This window comes from Paenibacillus sp. J31R34, from assembly GCF_059383715.1.
The window spans coordinates 760818-783147 of record NZ_JBXENU010000002.1; the positions used below are offsets into that span (position 1 = coordinate 760818).

Genomic DNA, 22330 nt, shown 5'->3' on the forward strand with positions numbered 1-22330 from the left:
TTTAATTAATCATCATGAATTAGTTGGGATATAATAACTAATTAAATGTGATAATGAGATTTCAAATTATTAAGTAGAGTTATTTTACTATTATTAGTATAAAACACAATTAGGAGATTGACTCAATGAAATTCAAATCAATTATTTCTTTTATCGTTCTTATTTCTATGCTAGTAGCATCAAGTTCAGTTTATGCAACAGCTCCAATAGTAAAAGAAAATATTATTCCTTCTCAGACTCAAGCAATTTATTCACAAGAAGGAGAATTAATTGCTCTCAGAACTTTGAACATACAATCTGATACAAAAATAAACAATGAAGGAACATCAATCAAACTAACACAAACCATCCATTATGAATTTTCATCCCCAGAGTTCGAAGCGAAGTATAAGTCGGAATATGAAAACACAAACTATGTAGAACATTATTTTGTAAATAAAAATAATGAAATCTATCATGATGATGTTAAAATGACTGACGAAGAATTAAAACAAGAGATATCCATAACTCCAAATCCATCAGGCAATTTGAAGCTGTCTGCTCTTTCAAATGATGCTAATGGGATTCCAGCTATTTGTCACTACTATGGAGACTATTCTACATACACCATGGCATGCTACGATCGTATGAATTTTGAAAATGCTCCAGGAGGAAATAATATCAAGAAAACATCTTCTATTCAAAATGTATATGCTGTGCGTGCGATGAATACAATTGATATTTTCTATGGAGATTATAAAACATTTCAAGGTGCTAAGGTAGCATTCTCAAGCGCTGCCCTTACTGCGATATTTACAATTGAAACTGTTATACTTGCAATAGCTGCTGGTGGTGGAGCTGCTATTGCTGGAGTAACTGCCATAACATATTATAATATATGTAATGGAGATCTTGAAAAAGCATACGGTTATCTTAAACAAATTTAAATTTATATGCATACAATCCAATTAGATTGTATGCATTTGGAGGTTATATGCTTAATACACTGCTAATTATAAACTTAATATTTTGTGTATTAATATTAATTTTATTGTTTTATAGAATGAATAAATATAAAATGAGTAAATACAACCGAGAAAATATTGGAATAAGCATTATTGGTATGATTTTATCTTTTTTTTATATTATCAACAATAATGGGAACCGTTTAAGCATAATTTTCATCCCTATATTCACTCTATTCTTCGCATTATTAATTTTACATTTAAAAAAAGTATTAAAAAAATAGACTTTATTCCTTATTACCAAAATTGCGATTAAATTATTCCCATTTTATTAATATGATCTTGTTAATTCACTCTTTCTTTGAACGCCCTTTACCCTGGAAGATTTATTTATAATCGTGTTTTCTGAAAAACACCCCTGAGACCCAGCAAACTGTGTCGTCTGCTCCATGCTTCATTTCTCTGAAATAAATATAATCGTAGTTAATAGAACTACTCCGTATACAGTAATTAAGGAGCTGATAAGCATGCAAATTCACGTCCTTCTGAAAATTGAAAGTCAGTTTCAAAGTCTGCTAAGCAATCCGTGTTGCCAAACAGTTCAATTATATATTTGAAACTGTTTATTATTTCCTGAAAATTCCACAACCAGGCGTAGGCTCCGTTTCTATTTTAAACGGAGCCTACGCCTTCGATATTTTGAAGCAAGCCTTCTCCTATTTCATATTTGTCGGAGTGTTCCCATACATCTATACGTTATAAATGTTGACCAGTTCTATTAAGTACAGTGGTCCTGTATATTTTAAAGGCCGTACTTTAAATAACTCTCGCATTTCCAGCATTGAATCTTGCTCCCCATCATCAATCTTCCTCTATTTTCCGATATAATGAACAAGAAGCCAGCAATCCTCGTTATCACTTCATCAGGGCGCTTCAGAAAGGAGCTTCATAATGACTATCGACGTTTTGGAACGGAATAACGTAAAGGTAATGGGTACTGGCAGCAAAACGATTGTTTTTGCTCATGGCTTTGGATGCGATCAGGATATGTGGCGTTATTTGGTTCCTAGCTTTGTAGACAACTATCGCATTGTATTGTTTGATTATGTAGGCTCTGGAAAATCGCAAATTCACAATTATGATTCACAAAAATATAATGACCTAGAGGGCTACGCCCAGGATGTGCTGGATGTGATGGAAACGCTGGATTTGCGAGATGCTATTTTCGTCGGCCATTCGGTTAGCAGCATGATTGGCATGCTCGCTTCCATTCATGAGTCCAAATATTTCGAGCGTATTGTCATGCTTGGGCCTTCCCCGCGCTATGTGAACGATCTTCCGGATTATTACGGAGGCTTCGACAAACGAGATATAGAAGAATTGCTTTCGATGATGGAAATGAATTTCATTGGCTGGGCCAGCTACCTGGCACCCATTGTCATGCAAAATAACGAGCGCAAGGAATTAAGCGAGGAACTGGAAAAAAGCTTTTGCTCCAGAGACCCGCATATTGCGAGGCAGTTTGCAGAAGTCACTTTTTTCTCCGATTGCCGAATCAGCCTTCAGCATGCATCTGTGCCTACACTGATTCTTCAATGCACCGACGATAGTATCGCTCCGGTGGAAGTAGGCCATTATTTGCATGCCCATCTCAAAAACAGCGTCCTTCGGCAGATGACGGCGACCGGACATTATCCGCATTTAAGTCAGCCTGAAGAAACGAGCCAGATGATTAAAGAATATTTAGCCAGTGTGTAATAGGCAAGATGAACCGGTTCATATCCTTTTCTATATTTAAAGAAAGGCAGCCCTTATATGGATATTCAATTAGATAAAGCTCCCTGCGGATATTTCTCCATTTCGGACGCAGGCTTGATTCAATCGATTAATCAGACTTTACTGGACATGCTGCACTATGAGCGCGATGAGCTGCTTGGTCAGCATATTCACTCCACCCTGTCGGTGACGAACAAAATGTTTTTTCAAACGTATTTTTATCCGTACATTCAATTGTATGGGCATGTCGATGAAATGTACTTTTCTTTTCGGACGAGCAGCCATGAAGATGTGCCTGTATTGCTAAACGGGGTCAGGCAGGAGCGTGATGGAGTCACATCCATTGACTGCGTTGTCTTAATGATGCGCAAGCGAATCGAGCACGAGAAGGATATTTTACAAACAAAAACCAAGCTTGAAGAGTTGTATCAGGCGACCAATGAAGCCAATAGAAAGCTCGAGCTCCTGCATGCGGAATACGAGCTTAAACAGCAGGAACTGCTAGGGATTAACCATCGTCTGGAAACGATGGCCTCCACGGATGCACTAACTGGGCTTAAAAATCGGCGTTTTTTCCAAGATAGCCTGCTGGCACAGCTTGCCTTGTTCCAAGAAACACAGCAGCCCTTCTCGCTGCTCATTATTGATATCGACCATTTCAAAAAGATTAACGACACGTATGGACATCCGGTCGGCGATCTAGTCCTGACTAACCTAGCCCGCTTGCTGCAAACGATGTCACGGGAGAGAGACATCGCCGCCCGCTATGGGGGCGAGGAATTTGTCATCATTCTTTCCGGCGCCAATCAGGAAAAAGCGATCGTTGCCGCAGAACGATATTGCACGACGATAGCTTCTACGGATTGGGGCGAGCACAGTATTACAGTCAGCATTGGCGCAGCAACCGTTACGACCAGTGATACCGACCAAACGCTGATTCATAAAGCCGATACTGCCCTCTATGCTTCAAAGACGGCCGGAAGAAACCGCATTACTCATGCTGACCATTTAGTGAACAGCAAATAGCAAGTAACAAGTAGCATGTAGTAGGGTAGATATGCCCCAAGTGAAAGAAGAAGCCACCTGCGCTGCGAGGCGAAGACGGCTTCTTCTTTTGTTATATTTCACACTTACTAGCTTGCCGAAATACGAGCAAATCGCCAGCTAAATCGTGCAGCAGTTTCGTTACCCATATTAAGCTTTCGCCTCATCCGCCACCCACAGCTCGTTGCGGTTTTCTTCTGGCGGCAAATAACATTCGATAGCTGGCAAATTAGCCAGCCGGTAGGCCGAGGTAGGCAGCCATTCCGTATACAGCCGCTTCCAAATACCACCCAGTTGATCTGGCCCGCCCTCCACTTCAAATACCACCCATGACGAAGGCGAAAACTCGCGGCGGACCATAGCCTCAGGAGCCTCTTGCTCCGTTTCAATCGCTAAAATGTAGTTTAAAAACTCGTTTTGCCCGTGCCCTCCATCAGCGCATACGCCAAGTATGCCGCGGATACCGGGCTCGGTCGCGCGAATCGTCCAAAGCTTTTCAAACAGTCCAGCCTGTGCTGCCTCAGCCCATAACCGCGGTACCGTCTCAAACACCTCGCTATTGCGCACCTGCTCGGAAATGCCGACGACGGAAAATGCGCCAAGCTCCTCGATTCGATAATTCATAGCTGCCGCTCCTTTTACTGAAATTTGAAAGGATAGGCGCGGATAGGCCTTCAGCTTCGTTCCAGCACTTCTTGCAGCAGTTGGTGTTGTACCATGCAGCTGCTGAAAAGCGCGGGCGAATGCTTCGGGGGAATCGTAACCATATTTGAGCGCCACATCGATGACCTTTACCGTGCTGTTTTGCAGTTCAAATGCCGCCAGACTGAGCCGTCGCCTGCGAATGTATTCCGATAACGACACCTCCATAATATACGGAAACATCCGCTGAAAATGATAGAGCGAACATCCAGCAATATGGGCGGCTTCCGCATAATCAATCTCATCAGTCAAATGATCTTCAATGTAGCCAATGGCCGCATTCATTTGTAATACCCAATCCATAACCCCGTCCTCCTCTGCTCATTACTATACCTAAAATAACATAGAACAGCCTTGCATTCTCTGCACAAGAATGCAAGGCTCCTCCCTTGTAACCTATTATACCTCGCGCCCCAGTGATGGGCTGCTTCCCTCCGAGCTCTTCCCGCCTATTACGGACTGCCATAACGTATAGCACCCAGCTCCGATAGACAGCAGGAAGAAGAACAAAGCGAGCAGCGGCAGCGGCGACAACTCCAGCATGGCACCACCGATCCAAGTTTGCCAGCCAACTTCCAGCAGGCCAATGATATAGGCTATTCCCGCCACATGTACCCACTTGCGGCGATCTTGGGGACGCAGCCTTGTGCGCTCCGACAGCCATGCGACAAGCGGTACAGCTTGGATAGCATGAAAGCCTAACCCATGAAGCCAGATAATATTCCCATTTCCTCCTGTCAGACGGCTCTCCGTAATGGAAATCCAAATGCCAGCGGCGAAGGAAAGCAATACCGCCACCATTGCGTAGCGGATCGCGAGAACAAGCTCTGGTCTTAGCTGATACGATCTGCTGCGGAAGAAAGCAACCGCCAGCACGCAATAAAACACGATCAGCAGCATGGCCACGAAGCCAAAACCGGCCGCCACAGCTATATCAAAAGCTGTACCGCCTTCTGCAAAACGCGGATTCATGCCGCGCATATTTTGCACATTTTCAGCGAAATACGAATATAGGGAGAGGATCACATAAGACCAGCGAAAAATCGCCTTGCCCCTTCCACTCATAGCAGACAAAGGCAATATCGCCGCTGTCGAGAGCAGAAAAATGCCCAATGCTGCATTAAAGGAAGCCGCTTTGCTTACATCCCCGTTTGGCGCAACCTCGCCACCATAGAGCAGCATCCAGACCACACATACCGCTGCCAGCACAAAGCCAAGTATGCCTAGCGCCGCCAGCAGGCCTTCTCCCTGAAACAAGCGAACCTTTCTTGCTGGCCCCTCCCCTTGCAGGCCATCTTCCGTACCTAAATTCCGAATCATAATATCCCACCCATTCCCTATTAGCTTCTTTCCTTAACTTTAATGGAATGGACAGGGTAACCGGAACGGACCTTTAACCAGTATTTCACAGGACGGAAAGCCGATTTTGACTCAGACCCCAGACGGAGAGACATCAGCTCCTTCGCATGGCTCGCAGACAATCCTATGATGCTTTGACCTTTAAGAGCATTCATTAATTCCACAACAAGCATCGCCAAATCGGACGGCGTCGTCCAAAGCCCGGCTCATATTCCACCCTAATAGGCTCTTTACAATAAGATGTCTTCCCCTCTAACAACTCCGCCATTGATGAAAAAAGCGCCTTGGAATGGAGCTCGCCAAAACTTCCTTCAGGATCAACAATGCCGGCTTGATGGCAAAGCAATGCCCTAAGCGTAACTTTGCTGCTAGCAGTCCATGGATGAACCGGAACCTTCCATGAAGCAAGGCTATCATTTACATCCTCATCTAATGAGAGAAGACCATCCTCGACTAATTTCATAGCGAGCATGGACGTTAGAAACATGCTAATGGAGCATGCGTTGAAAATTGTATCGTTATTCACCAGATGCGAGGCTGCTTGTTCCAGAACACCAAAGCTCTCTGCCGCACTCAGCTGTCCATGCCGAATAAAAGCAGTACTCAAACCTGCCACCCCATAATGCTCCATACGTTCAACCACATTAATATTTAACGGCATATTCTGTATTAGCCCTCTCTCATTCCAATTCAATCTATTTTACTCCAATCCTTCCTCCACAATATAGAACATACATTCCTATATCTCCACTATTAATTATAAGCTTTAACCTGCTTCCTTTAAAAACAAAAATGCCGAATGGATAAGCTCCATTCGACATTCCTTCCCATTTGGCCTTACTTTATCGATTCAGCCTGCAACCATTCAAGACGAAATCTGCCAGCCTGCCGTCTGCTGCTGCAGCTTCCACAGACGCGCATACAGGCGGTCTGCGGCCAATAGCTCCTCATGCTGGCCCTGCTCAACGATTCGGCCTTGATCCAGCACAATAATCTGGTCGGCATTCATGACCGTTTTCAGCCGATGGGCGATCGCGATAACGGTACGCCCTTGAATGAGGCGGTCGATCGCCTGCTGAATATCGGCTTCATTTTCAGGATCGAGGGAAGCCGTCGCTTCATCCAGCAGCACAATTGGAGCATCTTTCAATATCGCCCGCGCAATGGAAATCCGCTGCTTCTCCCCGCCGGATAATGTACTCCCGCTTTCTCCAACCAGCGTTTCATAGCCCAGCGGCAGCTTCATAATAAAATCATGGCAGCACGCCTGACGGGCTGCTTGCTCCACTTCATGCTGGGTGGCTCCGGCTTTGCCGACACGTATGTTATTCGCGATTGTATCCTGGAACAAATACACATCCTGAAACACCATAGATACTTTGCGCAGCAGTGCCTCCGGGTTCATCTCCCGAATATTTTCACCGCTGAGCAGCACCTGCCCCTCGCTAGGATCGTAGAAACGGGCAATCAACCGCAGCACGGTGCTTTTGCCGCTGCCCGAAGGACCGACCAGCGCGGTGAAAGAGCCTGACGGCAAGCTTAAGCTCGCCTGTTGAATAACGGCATGCTCATTGTAGCCGAACGTGACATTGTCGAAGACAAGATCATGCCCCGCAGGCGGCTGCTTCTCTCCCGACATGACAGGCTCCCCCAGCAGCTCGATGATTCGTTTTCCCGCCTGCTCATTATAACGAAACTCTGCATAGCTGGTCAGCGCAGTCGTCAACGGATCATAAATCCTCGTGCCTATAAGCAAGAAGGTTACGAACGTAATCAAATCCAGACTGCCGCCGAGCAGCAAATGGACTCCGATGATGGCCATGAGCGTCAAACCTGCCCGCAGTAGAGCAACCGCGCTTAACACGACTGGCCCCAATATCCCTTCAATGCGAATGCTGTGCTGCATGAGGTCTTTAAACGACTGCTCCAGCCGGACGAAGCGATCACCCGTCAAATTAAACGCCTTAATGACCTGTATCCCGTTTAAATATTCCTGCAAGCGGTTGGAGGCGTTAATTTTCGCCCGCATATGATTCGCGCCAAGCTTGCGGGTGAGGCTGCTCGTTGCGAGCACGATTAAAATGGTAAAAGGCAGAGTCGCAAACAAGGCAAGCGCAAGCCGCCAATCGAGCAGCGAAAGTCCCAGCAGAGCCAAAATTGGCGTCAGCGCCGCCGCAAACAGCTGCGGTGCAACATGGGAAATACCATGCTCAACGAGCGCAAAATCTCCCATCATCATATTGGCGAGGTCGCCGGGATCACGTTTATTCAAATAGCCAAGCGACAGCTTGCGAAGATGCTCCGCAAGCCGGCTTCTCCCCTCTACCGCCGTCGTATAGGCACCGCGATATTGCGCTCGATAAGCGGGAATTTCACTTATAAAGAGCAGTACCATGGCTCCCGCCATGCTGGCGCAAATCCACCACAGCCGCGTTATATCGAGTGAGGCAGCCGGATCGGCAAAGGAGGTGAAAATAATTTTGGCTACCTCCACCAACAGCACAAACGGGATAATCGCAACCAAGTTGGAAAGCACGGTATAGGCAATCGGCTTCCATAATGCTTTGGGACTACCTGCTGTTATATTGCGCATCATTCCCATGTTGTTTCTCTGCCCCCTTTCCTAATCCGATTCGCCAGCCCGTCGCTGCCGTATATGCATCCCATAATTTCGCATAAAGCCCGCGGGCTGCAAGCAGCTTCTCATGCTTCCCGCGTTCAACAATGCACCCATTGTCCATGACAATAATTTGGGCCGCATCGCGAATTGTAGATAGACGGTGGGCAATGACAATAACCGTCTTCCCCTTCGTCAGCTCCTTTAAAGCGAGCTGCATTTCGAATTCATTTTCAGGATCGGCAAACGCTGTCGCTTCATCGAGCACAAGGATCGGAGCATTTTTCAAAATCGCCCTTGCTACTGCAATCCGCTGCTCCTCGCCGCCGGACAAATAGACGCCGCCATCGCCAATCAACGTATCGTAGCCGTGTGAAAGCTGGCTAATAAATGTATGGCACTGTGCCGCTTTGGCTGCCGCGTATACCGCTTCTCGAGAAGCATTTGGCACGCCAACCGCAATGTTGTTGTAGACGGTATCGTAAAATAGGAACGTCTGCTGGAAAACAAACGCTACCGTATTCATCAGCTCATCCGTAGCCATGTCGCGAATATCGACGCCGCCTATTTCAATAGAGCCCGACTGGGCATCCCAGAACCGCGGCAGCAGGCTCGCCACCGTCGATTTCCCTGCCCCGGAAGGACCGACAAGCGCGGTTACTTCCCCTTGCTGCGCCACGAAGCTGACTCCAGACAACACATACCCATCTTCGCGTTCCATTTCAGCTGCACGATCACTCTGCTTCTGGCTCGCGTTCCTGTCCTTATCCACGTTCTCATCCATCTTGCCATAGGTGAAGGAAACATTATTAAAGGACACCTCATAGGTAGCAGGGCGCTTCGGATATTTCGGTTCCGGAATAGGCTTCTCGGCGAAGATCAGGTCGATCCGCACAACCCCTTCATTAATATCGCGCAGCGACGAGGCGATGTGCATGATTTTGAACATCGGTGCAGAAATGCCTGGCGACATAATGAGGAAAAAGAGCAGCATCGCGGCAAAAGCCACATTGCCGGGATCACGCTGGAGCAGAAATACGCCAACTGGCAGCAAGAAGGTGGCAAAGGAGCTGAGTATGACTTTGAAGGATAAAAAGCCGTACTGGAAATGATCCGTATATTTCACGCAAAAATCCCGGTATTTCACCATATCGTCGTAAAACTGACGGAAGGAAAATACCGTTTGTCCAAACACCTTCACAACGGGCATTCCCCGTACGTATTGAACAGCCGAGCCACTCAGCCGTTCCAGCGAATCGTAATATTGCTTCATGCTGTTTTGCGCCTTTGAGCCTGACATCATCAGCCCCTGCAAAATGAATCCGATCACAATCGGAATCAAGCAAGCCGCAGCCAGCCACACGTTTAGCCAAAACATTGCAACGATCATCAGTATGGTCGTGACCGCCATATGTACGAGATCCGGCAGCTGATGGGCAACAAACGTTTCAACCTTTTCAACATTTTGATCCAGCGTCTTTTTAACCGCACCGGTAGATGTGCTGTTCAGCCAGCCGAGCGGAAGCTTTCCAATATGCGCCGACAGCTTCACCCGCAGCCCATACAATATCCGAAAAGCCGCAATATGCGAGGCAAGCCCTCCGCCATACATAAGAAGCAGGCTGCCCAGTAAGCCGCCCAGGGCCACCATGCTCCAGCGAACCATAAACCCGCCATCGGCAGCAAGCGGATTCGCCGCATGCTCCAGCAGTTCTTTTATAATAAAATAAACCGATACATACGGAACCAGCATGCAAACCGCGCTTATCGCTGAAAGCACCCCTGAAACAGCAAGCAGCCCGCGTCTTTCCCCCGCCAGCTCCAGCAGTCTTGCGATTCCCGTCTTATTAGCCGTTTTACCAGCTGTTTTTCCAGCCATTATAGCTTCCTCTCCTTCAAGCAAAAATCATTCCAACTCAAGCGAAAAGCCTCCCTTAATGACGCTACTATTGAGAAACATTATCATTATTTATGAAAATCAACTACCTCTGGACGGATTATTCCTAACGGTAGACGGAGGAACCGTTAAATATCAGCCTCTTTATATTAAAAAAAGCCGAAGCCCCGTCCGCTATCGTCATTTCTAACGTCAGCGCCACCGTGGCTCCGGCCCTCCTATGCTTTTCAATCGGGTTACCACTCACATGGAGCGGCTCTGCTGCCTGGCATATTCACTCGGATTGATACCGAACGTTTTGCGAAACAGCGAGGCAAAGTGGCTCATATTCGTATACCCGACCATAATCGCCGCTTCGCTGACATTCATTCTCCCCTGCTCCAGCAGCTGCTTCGCCTCCCGCATTCGCTCCTCGCGAATATAGCCGAACACAGTTGTGCCAAACAGCTCCTTAAAGCCCGCCTTCAGCTTAAAATCATTCAGCCCCGTCTGGCGCGCCAGCTCCAGCAAGCCCGGAGGATTGGTGCGGTTGTGGTATAAAATGTTTTTCGCCTGATGGAGCCGCTCCACATCGGCCGTCTTCAAGCGCGAAGCCGCCGACTCCAGCTCGTTCTTCTGTTCCAGCCCGTACCAAAATAGGGCAATCAGCTCAAAGGCTTTGCCTTCCAAATAATGCTGTCGAATGGGGCCCGTATACGGGCAATTTTTCAACTGATCGAATACCTGCTTAATTTCCGGTGTCAACTGCTGCTGCTCGCAATAAAACGTATCGCCAGCCTGCCAAGGGAAATACGAGAATAGATGCTTCCATATGCTAAAATCAATCCGCAGCTCCATATGAGCCAGCCGATCCGAATGCAATTGCTCGAAATGGATACGCGTATCGTGCAAATAAATCATTTGCGTCCCACCCGAGCCCATCGCCCGCTCCTCGCGCCTGCCCTCAATCGACCAACAGCCGTTGCCGTGCTGCGTTAATGAAATTTCCAAATGCGGATACTGCACATCAATATGAAAAATATGATTTTCATGCAGCTTTACATCAATCGTATGCAGCTCCATGCCCGGCCGCAAGCGCGTGCGCTGCAAATAGCCATCTCCCCATTGTTCAGGAAGCTTAACCGTATCCGAAAGCTGCTCCACCGGAACGCCTAGCTCTGCGCCGATCCATTCATTATATAAAGATTCGATATGTTGGGCTTCCAACGTATGTTTCATCCTTATTTCCCCACCTTTATTGAGAAACGTTTTCAATTAGAATTGTATCAGTATCACGCCGGAATGAAAAGCTTTAAGTTGAATTGTACTCTTCAGCCAGCAATGATAGACTGGGTAGCAAATAAAAATACAGGTGGTTAACGATGAACCCCATTACCTATGAGCTGCTTGGAGCCTCCTTGCTTGCAGATAGCGGGACGACGAGCCCGTCCGTCCTTGCCTTTACGACCTTCCCGGCTATCATCGTTCCAACAGAAGCAATCGTTGTTGGGTCTGATAGCCATTCCTATCCGGTAGAGAAAGGCCAAGCGATTTTACTCCGGCAAACAGAAAATAAGCTTCATATCAGAAGGACCGGAGGCAAGCCATTCGAGCCGGTCTATGGCATTTCGTTCAACAGCTACCGGATGACGGAGCGTGGAGAAAGCCGCCTGGTCTATGAGCTAAGCAGCGAGCAGCTGCCTGAGCATGGGCAGCTGCTCGCCTTTCCGCGCCAAGCTGCTGGTCTGCTGCATGAGATGCTGGAGGTGGTCAAGCTGACAGGGTCTATTCAAAGTACGCCAAAGCTGCATCTGATGCTGCATGAGCTGCTGGATTTGCTTTTTGCCCGCGATTTGTACAGCAACCATTATTTAAAAAAGGATAAGCCTATTCATCAGGTGCTCGCTTATATGAAGCAGCATTACCGCTCGCCGCTCAGCCGTTCTTATTTGGCGAAAATGGCCGGCTTCAACGAAAGCTATTTCTCCTCGCTGTTTCGCAAGGAAACCGGCTGGAGCTTCGCTGAATATGTATATCGGCTGCGCATAGACGAGGCCAAGCGGCTGCTGCTGCTCACCAACGATAAAATGCAGGAAATCGCTTATAAAACCGGCTTTGCGGACGGCTCTTATTTAGGCAAGACGTTCCAAAAAATCGCTCATCTGTCGCCCAGCAGCTTTCGCAGCAGGAAGCATGCAACGCGTATCGTGGGCATGCAGTTTCTTGGAGCCCTGCTTGCTGTCGGCATTCAGCCGCTGGCGGCACCTCGCGAGGTGCTGCGTTCCTCGTTGCTGCTGCAGGGCCGGCTGACCGGCATCATGGAGCTGGCGGACATCGAACAGGTCGAGGAGCTTCGAACGCTTGCACCCGATTTAATTATTGCGCCTACTTACCATTACAACATGCCTCATATGCTCAAGGCTCTTGAACGCATCGCTCCCGTCATTATGCTGCCGTGGGGTGAGATGGACAAGCTGGAGGAAGTAAGAATGATCGGCAAGCTGCTTGGGCGTACAACGGAAGCCGAAAACTGGATATCCAGCTTGCAGCAGCAAGGAGCAGTGGCAAAGCGGCGACTCGCACAGCATCTGGCTCATGGTGATACGTTCGGCTTGTATGAGCTGAGATATGAGGACTCATGGATGATTCTCCATCCGCCTGTCCGCTCCGCCTTTATCCTTTATAAGCTGCTTGGACTAACGCCTCCCGCTGCTATCCAGAAGGAAGTTATTGAGGCGAACAGCCATCTGGCCTTGAAGGAACAGCATTTACTGCCTTATGCTGCCAAGCATATGTTTTTGATCGTAACAGCCGATGACACGGAGGCTTTTAGAAGCAAGCTGATGGAACGCAGCTTCTGGCAGCAGCTTGTGAATGAACAAGGCACCAAAATCCATCTGCTGAAGCTGCATGAATTTTGGATGGACGATGGTGTATCGCTGGAGAAACAACTGGATATTATGGTCGAGCTTCTTTTAGCCGAAGCAGCTGCAGCTCCGAAAACAGACGTATAAATCCAACAATTTTCCCAGCCAAATATCCAACTATATCACATCGACCTTTCTCTTCCGCTGCCGTTATAATAGATTTATCATCGCGAATGATAATCATTATTATTTTATCGGAGGATTATATGTATCAATTACATAAGGTTACGAAAATGTTTGTTTTACTTTTACTGGCGCTGTCCCTCGCTGCTTGCGGAAACTCGGCAGGCGGCAGCAATGGCAGCGGCAATGCCGTCACCTCGGAATCACCGTCGCCATCTCCATCCGCCTCTGCGGAGGCCGAAGCTTCTCCAGAGGCAATGACCCGTATCGTAAAAACGCTTCGGGGAGACGTTGAGGTTCCCGTTAACCCGCAGCGTATCGTAACAGACGGCTATTTGCCGGAGATGCTCGTCATGGGCATTAAACCGGTCGGCTCCACCTCATGGGAGCTTGAAAACAAAGTTATCCAGGACCAAATTGACGGCATTGAAAGCACGGGCGAACGCAACCTTGAGAAAATACTCGACTTGAAGCCCGATATTATCGTAACGTGGACAGGCGACGAGAAAATTTTGGAGCAATACGACAAAATCGCCCCGACGGTTGCCTTGCCCTTCAGCACGTACACCGATATCCATGAGACACTGCGTTTCCTTGGCTCTGCAGTCGGCAAAGAAGCAGATGCCGAGCAGTGGCTCGCTGAATTTGACCAGCTTGTTGGACAAGAACGGGCGAAGCTTGCAGATATTATTAAACCTGAAGATACCTTCTCGCTCATGGGCGTCTTCGTCGTAGACAGCGGCTTCTACATTTATGGAGATGGCGGCTACCGCGGTGGCGAGGCGATCTATACGCACTTGAAGCTGCCCCCTCCTGACAAGCAAAAGCAAGAAATGATCGGCAAGGAAGCCTATCGCCAAATTTCCTACGAGGTCATTGAAGACTATGCCGGCGATTATATTTTTCTCGACCAGGGAGACATGATTTCCGAGGTGTGGGGAAGCAATCAAGGACTATGGAAATCGCTGGCTGCCGTTAAAAATAACCATGTGTTCAATCTTGATCCTGAATTGTTCTGGGGAAATGATCCTGTTTCCTTGAAGCTGCAAATTCAGGAAATTGTCAAAATGCTCTCGGAGCAGGCTAACCAGGAGCAAGCCTCCTAATGTCTAAAAATCAAGCAAGCCGCCGAAAATGCTTCGGCGGCTTTTCGTATGGAAAGCTTAATGCTGCTAATGATTAATTGCCTTTAGTAAGCCAGTCCGCAAGCTCTTCAGTCTGAGCCAGTACCGCGAGCGGATCGTAGTACCACGAGCGCTCTTCTGGCCACACGTACAGCTTGCCATTTTTCACTGCCGGAAGGTTGCTCCAAATCGGATCAGCCTCAAAATCAGCCAGTGTCCAGTCGTTCGAGGTCATAACAATATAATCCCCAGCATATTCTGGAACGATCTCTGCCGAAAGCTCAGCCCACTGCTTTTCCATAATGACTTCTGCTACGTCGGTCGGCGGCTTGCGTCCAAGCGCTTGATACACCGGCTGGCCTCCACGTCCGAAATTATCTCCGTAGGCATAGGTCGACTTCTCCATATGCTCAAAAATGGAAAAGGTTGCGTCTGCCGGAATGGCCGCGTCCACCTTCGCCTTCGCTTCAGCAATGCGACGGTCAAATTCCTCCAGCCAAGTCTTTGCCTCTTGTTCTTTGCCCAGCACCTTCCCGAAATACGTCAGCTCTTCATGCGCGTTTTTGAGATCGCCATACGGAATATGGAGGGTAGGTGCAATTTTGCTGAGCAGATCGTAGTTTTCTCCATTGGCCGTAATAATCAAATCGGGAGCAAGAGCTGCAATTTTCTCGGCAGACGGCTTGCCATATTCCCCCGTATCATCAACACCGGTAAGCGCCTCTTTAAAATAATAGTTTTTCAGCGTTAATCCCGGCGCCCCGACTGGCACAACGTCTAGGGCAATCAAGCTTCCGAGGTATTCTTCAGCCACGATGCGCTTTGGCTGAGCGGGAATTTCAATATCGCCATTTACAGTAGAAATCGTTCTGACTGCGTTAGGATCATCGCTAGCTTCTGGTGTTGCTTCTGCAGCGCCGCCATTGCTTGCTTCACTCGATGCCTGCGCTGTCGCTTCACTCTCTGCATTCGCCTTGCTGTTCTCGTTCGACTCTGCTGCTGTACCGCATGCTGTAAAGATGCTTACACATAGCAGCAGCATAACTAGCATAGCAGCCATGCTGCGCTTATGATTTTGGCCTTGATTTTTCAAAAACACGTTTGAATCCCCCTCATTTTATATCGATAATCATTCTCAGTTACACTTTAACGTGTAAACGAACAAATGACTATGCCTTAAAATGATCTGGCACTATGCAAATTTGTGATGCGGCGCCAGTGCGCTGGCCAGCTCCCCCAGCTGCGCCTGCGAGGACAAAGGGTCATACCCGTAGAACAGCTCCGACTCCTTCAAGATATGCACACGCTTCTCGCGCACAGCGTCCAGCTTCCTCCAGCTTGCGGATTGAAACAAACGCTGCACCCGCTTCTTGTCATCAGCATAAGTTGGCAGCCCCGTTATAAAAATATGATCCGCCGGATAGGCGGCCAGCATCTCGATGCCGGTTTCAATGAAGCCTTTGGCGGAAATATTTTGCTCCACCAGCGGTGCTGGAAGGCGAAAGCCCATATCATCGTAAAGAATCTGACAGCCTCTTCCAAAGCTGCTGTTGAAACAATACGCGGTATTGTGGCCGATTTCCCAGACGATTGCCGTCCCTCGGCTGCCCAGCTCCCGATCGAGCTGGAGATTAATGGAATAGATTCGCTCATCGTATTGCGCCAGCCATGCCTCCGCCTGCTGTCTGCGATCTACGATGCCAGCAATCAGCAAAAATTGCTCTCGCCAATTCATCGTTCGAACGGGCAGCTCGATGACTGGAGCAAGCGGCAGAAGCCGCCTATTCTCCTCTGCACCGCTGTAGTTGATAATAACATCTGGCTTAGCTGCTGCAATTGCCTCGTAAAACGTCAGCGGCGTATGCCCGTAGGGGTTAAAGCTCCCGTTCCCGTTCCCGCTTCGGCCTCCGCTCTGACTCTGGCGCACCCCCGGCTGCAAGCCTCCCCGCATCCCTTCCAGCCATGACGTATATACGCCGAGCTCCGGAATAATGCCGAGTGCCATTAGGCTGGCGGTATGGTTCAAATTCAGTGAAACGAGCCGTTTGGGTTTACGCAAATAAGCGGTCGGAGACAAGCCGATGCCTTCCTTAAACTTGCGGCTGAGATAGATGCCCTCCTTGTAGCCAACCTCCTGCGCCAGCGTGCCAAGATCAGGAGCTGTTCCCGCCAGCAAACGCTGCTGCGCACTCCGTATACGAAGCAGTGTCAAATGGGCATTGAATGTCCTGCCCGTATGCTTGCGGAACATTCGTGAAAAATGCTCTGGGCTGACCCCGGCGCGACTCGCCAGCTGATCCCTTGTTATATCCTCGCTATAATGCTCCTCGACATAAGCCTCTGCTTGCTCCAGCCATGAGCTGGCAGGCTTTTGCCGGCTTGCAAGCTCCTTATGCAGCTCAGCAAGCAGCTCGGTAAACAGCTGTTGAACGCGAAAAGGCGAATGGGGATCACGCTGATTCCACACATTCGCCAGTTCGCTGGCAAGCCGAAGGATGACAGCTGGGCAGCGCTGCAGCGGAGCCGGATGCTCAAGCCCGGCTCCTGCTTCGCCAGCAGCTGGAATACAGCTGTATTCCAGCAAAATGCCTCGCAATTCCGAACGCTGCTCTATTTGAAGCTTAGACAGCGAAGGGCCGCTGAGCCACACGCTGCCTCGGGACAATTCATGATAATAGTTATGAATATAAAGTGCGCCCTCTCCGCCCCACACAATGAGGATCTGGTATAGAGGAGCAGCTGCTTCCTGATGTTTTTCTTCCAGGACCTGTTGAAGCTCCCGCAGCCGCACAGGCATATAGAAGCTATGCTGGACTTGAGGGCGGCCAGCATTTGCCGAAGAGCGCAGCATCATTTTTCACATCCTATCTAAGCTAATCTTCTTTCCTTCATTAAGCATCTTCTTCTTTAACGCCGAGGGCTAGATTTTTCTCCTTAAAGCGGGAATTATGCGAGGATACGTAAGCCACCCCATCCGCCTTCGGGTCTATGAAAAGCTTCGCACTGTTGACCGCTAACGCGGCATCGGTGAACGCTCCAGCGATTAGATTCAGCTTGCTGTCATAGGAAGCAAAGTCTCCTGCGGCGAAGATGCCTGGCAAATCTGTCTCCAGCTTCGGAGTTACATATACGCACCACTCATCCATGCCAATGCCCCAGTCTCTAATACCGCTGAAATCGGACTTCAGCCCGTGGTTGACGATGACTGCATCCACCTCCAGCTGCTCTGTTTCCTCCGTCTCCAAATGTCTCACCGTTACCTTACTGATCGTAGATCCATCGCCGCTGTACAGCTGCGTAACCTCCCATGGCGTGCGGACATCGCAGGAGGAGGTTTTCATCTTGATGACATTTTTCTCATGGCCGCCAAAATACTCCCGGCGATGAATGACCGTCACCTGTGCCGCAATCGGCTCCAGCTCATTCGCCCAATCGACAGCCGAGTTGCCGCCGCCAGAAATGAGCACCCGCTTGCCTCGGAACGGCTCCAGCTCCTGCACCGTATAATGCAAATTGGATACTTCGTAGCGCTCGGCGCCCTCCAGCTCCAGCTTTGCCATCTTCAAGATGCCCCGGCCAATGGCCAAAATAACGGTACGCGTCCAATGCTTCTCCCCCGTGGATGCTTCAAGCATATACGTCCCGTCCTCAAGCCTCGTCAAATTACGAATTTGCTGCCCAAGCTCAATGGTCGGGTCAAAGGTTTGCGACTGCTGCTTGAGCTGTCCAATAAGCTTCTCGCATAAAATCGGAGTGACTCCACCTACGTCCCAAATCATTTTTTCCGGGTAAATCAGCATCCGTCCGCCCAGCTCCTCCTGAGCATCAATCACCTTCGTCTTCATGTCCCTCATCCCGCTATAGAAAGCAGCATATAGTCCTGCAGGACCGCCGCCAATAATCGTTACATCGTATAATTCCAGCTGTTCTGACACTATTGTTCCTCCCAAACCTTGAATTTGATATTCATTCTCACTACATTCTTTATTGTAGCCTTCCTTTCTGGCAAAGAGCAATGGACAAAATAGAACAATCCTTTAGACAAATCTAATAAGGGGCTGTCTATAAAGCTAGTCTTGGCGGACACAGGAGACGCTAATGCACTGCCCATTGCCATTTTGACGGGATGATGCAGGTGATAGCGGCTTTCCTGTCCGCTTACAGCCTAAAATCGGAGCAAAAGCTAGAATAGCGGAACGTGAGTCCTCACAATGTTGGTTTTTTCAAGTTTGGATCCACAATATTAATAGTCTAATGTACAATAGTATAGATGGTGTAAGTCTGGAAAGAGGCATATATGAACAATCCTTCATTTCGTATTGTTGGTGAACTTTCAAGCTTGGTATTAGCTATATTTCTACTAAGTAATGATTTCATCTTCCTCGGAGCGCTCATTATCGTAGGCATAATATCCGACTTCATCCTGCACTTTGGGGTGAAGATGAAAGCTAGTTCGGTGGAAGCCCGTTCTTTATTATTCAAGAAAACAGGCCACTATTCTTATTTGTTTAGCTTAGGTTATATAGCCATTATGCTATTTTTGGTACAGTTCAAATATCTAAGCGCTGATCTTGCTTTATATTGCATTATTTTTGGCGTCATTCTTTCATTTCCTTTAATAGCGTTATTTCAAAAAAAATGAATGCTATCTACTCAAAAAGCCGCTTGAGGAATAAACCCCAAGCGGCCTGCTCTATTTTCACTCACTTATTCCGATTATCTATTAAGCCAATATTTCCTCAATTCGCTCCAAAACGTCAGCGTTAAGCTCTACGCCTGCTGCTTTGGCATTCTCTTCGACCTGTGCCGGGCGGCTGGCGCCCACAAGCGCACTGGACACATTCGGCTGGCGCAAAATCCAGGCCAGCGCCAGCTGTCCAACCGTCAGCTCCAGCTCGGCAGCAATTTTGCCCAGCTGCTGTACCTTGGCAATTTTCTCATCGGTCACATTTTTGCGCATATTTTCAAGCTTGGCTGCCCGGCTGTCCGCCGGAAGCTCACTTACCGAGCTGTATTTGCCCGTCAGCAAGCCTTGCGCCAGCGGCGAGAACACCACTTGGCCAATGCCGCCACGTTCCCCGAAAGGAATGACTTCCTTCTCGATGTAACGGTTGAACATATTATAGATCGGCTGATTCGCTATGATGCGGTCCAGCAAATAACGATCGGCAATCGCATGCGCTTCCGCCATCTGCGCCGCCGTCCATTCGCTGATGCCGACGTACAGCACTTTCCCCTGGCGAACCAGATCGTCCAGCGCCCGCAGCGTCTCCTCCATCGGCGTATTCGGATCATGGCGGTGGCAGTAATAAAGATCAATATAGTCGGCGCCAAGACGCTTCAGGCTGGCATGGCACTGCTCCGTAATATGCTTGCGAGACAGACCTTGGTCATTCGGGCCATCGCCCATTTTGCCAAACACTTTCGTTGCAAGCACGTACGATTCGCGGGGATACGCACGCAGCGTTTCGCCCATCACCTTCTCAGCCTCGCCCCGTTCATACACATTGGCGGTATCAAAAAAATTAATGCCTAAGCCATAGGCGGTCTCAATCGCTTTGACGGCATTGTCCCGCTCCACGTAGCCCCCGTATGTCAACCAGCTTCCCAGACTGATCTCGCTGACCTTCAAACCGCTTCTTCCTAAATTACGAAATTGCATTTGAACTCATCTCCTCATACGTCCGGTCCGTCTTCCCGTTCACCTCGGCTGATGCCTTTGGTGGGAGGGAATTCGTGGCCTTATTGGTTTCCAGCTCTTTCACAAACCGGGCATGCTTCCTACCCCAGCCGCACATGCTGTCCAGCACTGCCGACACGCTAAGCCCATGGTCGGTCAGACTGTACTCTACACGGGGCGGGATCTCCTGAAATATTTCACGCTGCACAAGCCCGTCTTCCTCCAGCTCACGAAGCTGCTTTGCAAGTGTTCCTTGCGATACATCTGGTATCAACCGCCGCAGCTCGCCAAATCGTTTCGTACCTTCTACGAGTAAAATAAACAGGATGAGCGGCTTCCATTTGCCTCCGATTACTTCCAGCGTTGCAATAACCCCTGCCAATCTCGGCTCTTGTAAATTCATCCCAGTCTACTCCCCTCTCTATCATCATACCAGCTAAATGCCTATTCTGCACGCCCACCGCCTAACCTCCGCGCGCTTGCTGATGGTACGAAATTTCGGACTATGTACGAAAAAACTGCGTACTTGGCAGCGCTTATCTTCTCTCCAATAATAACTGTAATGGCGATAATCGCCCATCGATAAAATCAGGAGGTTTACCTATGACCGCTCTAACTTTAGACAAGCAACGCGTCGTTATTATTGGCGGCAGCTCGGGAATTGGCCTGGCAACAGCTCGGCAGGCACTTGAACAGGGGGCGTCCGTCGTTATTGCCGGACGCTCCGAGGAGAAGCTGGCAGCAGCCCGTCAGCTGCTCAGCTCTGACAAGGTTGAGACGTATGCGCTGGATAATCGCGACAACCGCCAGCTGGAACTATTTTTCAAGCAAATCGGCAGCTTCGACCACTTGTTCACCCCGGGAGCCTCTTATGTGCGGGGGCCAATCACTTCGGATGAAGCGACAGCGGAAAGCTGCTTCAAGGCGAAGTTCTGGCCGCAATATTATGCGGTGAAATACGCACTCCCTTATCTTCAGCCAGCTGGCTCCGTCGTGCTTATGTCCGGCGCATTCAGCCAGCGGCCGCTTGCGGATGGAGCATCCTATGCCGCCTGCAATGGCGCGATTGAAAGCTTGGGCAAAGCGCTCGCTGTCGAGCTTGCTCCTAAGAAGATCAGAGCTAATGTCATCTCGCCGGGGACGATTTATACGGCATTCAATTGGGAGGGCGCCGAGCAAGCAACCCGCGATGCCTCCTATGATGCCTACACGAATATGAATGTGCTGGGACGAGTTGGAGAAGCGGCAGAAGCCGCGCATACGGTTGTCTATTTAATGACGAACAGCTACACGACAGGCACGACGCTGCATCCCGACGGCGGCTATTTGCTGCGCTAGCTCTATTCGTTTACACGAGTAGGACGTGAAGCCCGCATCAGCGACTCTGGCAGCAAAACGGGGCATAGAGGGGCTGTTCCGTCCCCCTAAAATCAGGCACAGGCCACTGTGCCTGATTTTGTGTTATTGTACGAACGATTGTCGCAGCGAAACATAATTTAGTATAAAAAGGACCGTAGCGCCCTCCGGAAGCGAAGTGGACATATGAAACATGAAACGCCCCCTAATGTGCGGCATTTTCCCAAAGTAAGCAAGGACGAGCGGCATCAGCTGAATGGGCATAAAAGCTGCGTGCTATGGTTTACCGGCTTGTCAGGCTCCGGCAAATCGACTTTGGCTTACGAAGTGGAGCATGAGCTGTTTAAGCGCCATATGCACAGCTATGTTTTGGATGGGGACAATCTGCGGCTTGGCTTAAATCAGGGGCTCGGCTTCAGCCAGCAGGACCGCAGTGAAAATATCCGCCGCATTGGCGAAGCCGCTCGGCTGTTCTCCGATGCCGGATTAATCGCGCTGGTCGCTGCCATTTCCCCCTACCGAGCCGATCGCGAGCGGGTCAGATCCTTTTTTTCCGAGGATGAGTTTATTGAGATTTATGTCAAATGCTCGTTGATTGAATGTGAGCGTCGGGACCCGAAGGGGCTGTACAAAAAAGCCCGCGCCGGTAAAATCCAAGATTTCACGGGCATTTCCTCCGTTTACGAAGCGCCAGAGCAGCCTGAAATCATCATCGAAAGCGACAGGCATACACCTAAGGAATCCGTCCGCCTCATTTTGGATTATTTAAGAGACAACGGCTGCTTATAAGCGACGAAGGCAT

The 22330-nt window shown here is 49.0% G+C and carries 18 protein-coding genes and 1 pseudogene; 8 read left to right on the top strand and 11 right to left on the bottom strand.

From position 1 onward, the window contains the following. Positions 1–125 precede the first annotated feature (125 nt). From AC50YG_RS08580 to AC50YG_RS08590, 3 genes are all read left to right on the top strand, one after another. Complete coding sequence (locus AC50YG_RS08580; RefSeq protein ID WP_494826118.1) at positions 126–926, top strand: hypothetical protein; 801 nt, start codon at positions 126–128, stop codon at positions 924–926. Between the two features lie 969 nt (positions 927–1895). Beyond that, positions 1896–2702, top strand: a complete 807-nt coding sequence (locus AC50YG_RS08585) for an alpha/beta fold hydrolase (RefSeq protein WP_473757380.1) — start codon at positions 1896–1898, stop codon at positions 2700–2702. A gap of 57 nt (positions 2703–2759) precedes the next feature. Continuing rightward, complete coding sequence (locus AC50YG_RS08590) at positions 2760–3746, top strand: sensor domain-containing diguanylate cyclase (RefSeq protein WP_494826120.1); 987 nt, start codon at positions 2760–2762, stop codon at positions 3744–3746. Between the two features lie 168 nt (positions 3747–3914). Here AC50YG_RS08590 and AC50YG_RS08595 read toward each other — a convergent pair whose 3' ends face one another. The 6 genes from AC50YG_RS08595 to AC50YG_RS08620 form a co-directional block, all read right to left on the bottom strand. Beyond that, positions 3915–4769 (bottom strand): AraC family transcriptional regulator, encoded by an 855-nt coding sequence (locus tag AC50YG_RS08595; protein ID WP_494826122.1) that lies wholly within the window; start codon positions 4767–4769, stop codon positions 3915–3917. Between the two features lie 96 nt (positions 4770–4865). Continuing rightward, positions 4866–5786, bottom strand: coding sequence for a hypothetical protein (locus AC50YG_RS08600; protein WP_494826124.1), 921 nt, complete (start codon positions 5784–5786; stop codon positions 4866–4868). 193 nt (positions 5787–5979) lie between these two features. Continuing rightward, positions 5980–6519, bottom strand: a complete 540-nt coding sequence (locus AC50YG_RS08605) for a serine hydrolase domain-containing protein (protein ID WP_494826126.1) — start codon at positions 6517–6519, stop codon at positions 5980–5982. 171 nt (positions 6520–6690) lie between these two features. Continuing rightward, positions 6691–8427 carry an ABC transporter ATP-binding protein gene (locus AC50YG_RS08610; RefSeq protein WP_494826128.1) on the bottom strand — a complete coding sequence of 579 codons (1737 nt, stop codon included), beginning with the start codon at positions 8425–8427 and terminating at the stop codon, positions 6691–6693. Beyond that, entirely contained in the window at positions 8396–10321 is a 1926-nt protein-coding gene (locus tag AC50YG_RS08615) for an ABC transporter ATP-binding protein (protein ID WP_494826130.1), read from the bottom strand. The genes AC50YG_RS08610 and AC50YG_RS08615 overlap by 32 nt, the downstream gene beginning before the upstream one ends. Positions 10322–10582: 261 nt before the next feature. Next, a complete protein-coding gene (locus AC50YG_RS08620) occupies positions 10583–11557 on the bottom strand; it encodes a helix-turn-helix transcriptional regulator (protein ID WP_494826131.1) in 975 nt (324 codons plus the stop codon). A gap of 143 nt (positions 11558–11700) precedes the next feature. Here AC50YG_RS08620 and AC50YG_RS08625 point away from each other — a divergent pair, with 143 nt between their 5' ends. Both AC50YG_RS08625 and AC50YG_RS08630 read left to right on the top strand, forming a co-directional pair. After that, the gene (locus AC50YG_RS08625) at positions 11701–13332 is read left to right on the top strand and encodes a helix-turn-helix domain-containing protein (protein WP_494826132.1); all 1632 of its coding nucleotides are present in this window, start codon (positions 11701–11703) and stop codon (positions 13330–13332) included. Between the two features lie 119 nt (positions 13333–13451). Then, positions 13452–14474 carry an ABC transporter substrate-binding protein gene (locus tag AC50YG_RS08630; protein WP_494826133.1) on the top strand — a complete coding sequence of 341 codons (1023 nt, stop codon included), beginning with the start codon at positions 13452–13454 and terminating at the stop codon, positions 14472–14474. Positions 14475–14547: 73 nt separating this feature from the next. Here AC50YG_RS08630 and AC50YG_RS08635 read toward each other — a convergent pair whose 3' ends face one another. The 3 genes from AC50YG_RS08635 to AC50YG_RS08645 form a co-directional block, all read right to left on the bottom strand. Next, positions 14548–15591: an ABC transporter substrate-binding protein gene (locus tag AC50YG_RS08635; protein WP_494826135.1), complete on the bottom strand. Its 1044-nt coding sequence runs from the start codon at positions 15589–15591 to the stop codon at positions 14548–14550. 93 nt (positions 15592–15684) lie between these two features. After that, entirely contained in the window at positions 15685–17346 is a 1662-nt protein-coding gene (locus AC50YG_RS08640) for an ABC transporter substrate-binding protein (RefSeq protein WP_494826137.1), read from the bottom strand. A gap of 37 nt (positions 17347–17383) precedes the next feature. Beyond that, positions 17384–18427: an NAD(P)/FAD-dependent oxidoreductase gene (locus AC50YG_RS08645; protein WP_494826139.1), complete on the bottom strand. Its 1044-nt coding sequence runs from the start codon at positions 18425–18427 to the stop codon at positions 17384–17386. 362 nt (positions 18428–18789) lie between these two features. Between AC50YG_RS08645 and AC50YG_RS08650 the strand changes: the two genes are divergently transcribed. Further along, positions 18790–19134, top strand: a complete 345-nt coding sequence (locus AC50YG_RS08650; protein WP_494826141.1) for a hypothetical protein — start codon at positions 18790–18792, stop codon at positions 19132–19134. 81 nt (positions 19135–19215) lie between these two features. Here the strand turns inward: AC50YG_RS08650 and AC50YG_RS08655 are convergent, their stop codons facing one another. Both AC50YG_RS08655 and AC50YG_RS08660 read right to left on the bottom strand, forming a co-directional pair. Further along, positions 19216–20154: an aldo/keto reductase family protein gene (locus AC50YG_RS08655; protein ID WP_494826142.1), complete on the bottom strand. Its 939-nt coding sequence runs from the start codon at positions 20152–20154 to the stop codon at positions 19216–19218. A gap of 100 nt (positions 20155–20254) precedes the next feature. Continuing rightward, positions 20255–20575: pseudogene (locus AC50YG_RS08660) on the bottom strand (winged helix-turn-helix transcriptional regulator); the annotation flags it as partial. A 200-nt stretch (positions 20576–20775) separates the two neighbouring features. On the opposite strand from AC50YG_RS08660, the gene AC50YG_RS08665 reads away from it, so the two are divergent. Both AC50YG_RS08665 and cysC read left to right on the top strand, forming a co-directional pair. After that, on the top strand, positions 20776–21510 hold the full coding sequence (locus AC50YG_RS08665) for an SDR family oxidoreductase (RefSeq protein ID WP_494826144.1): 735 nt from the start codon (positions 20776–20778) through the stop codon (positions 21508–21510). Between the two features lie 204 nt (positions 21511–21714). Next, positions 21715–22317, top strand: coding sequence for an adenylyl-sulfate kinase (gene cysC / locus AC50YG_RS08670; RefSeq protein ID WP_494826146.1), 603 nt, complete (start codon positions 21715–21717; stop codon positions 22315–22317). Positions 22318–22330 lie beyond the last annotated feature (13 nt).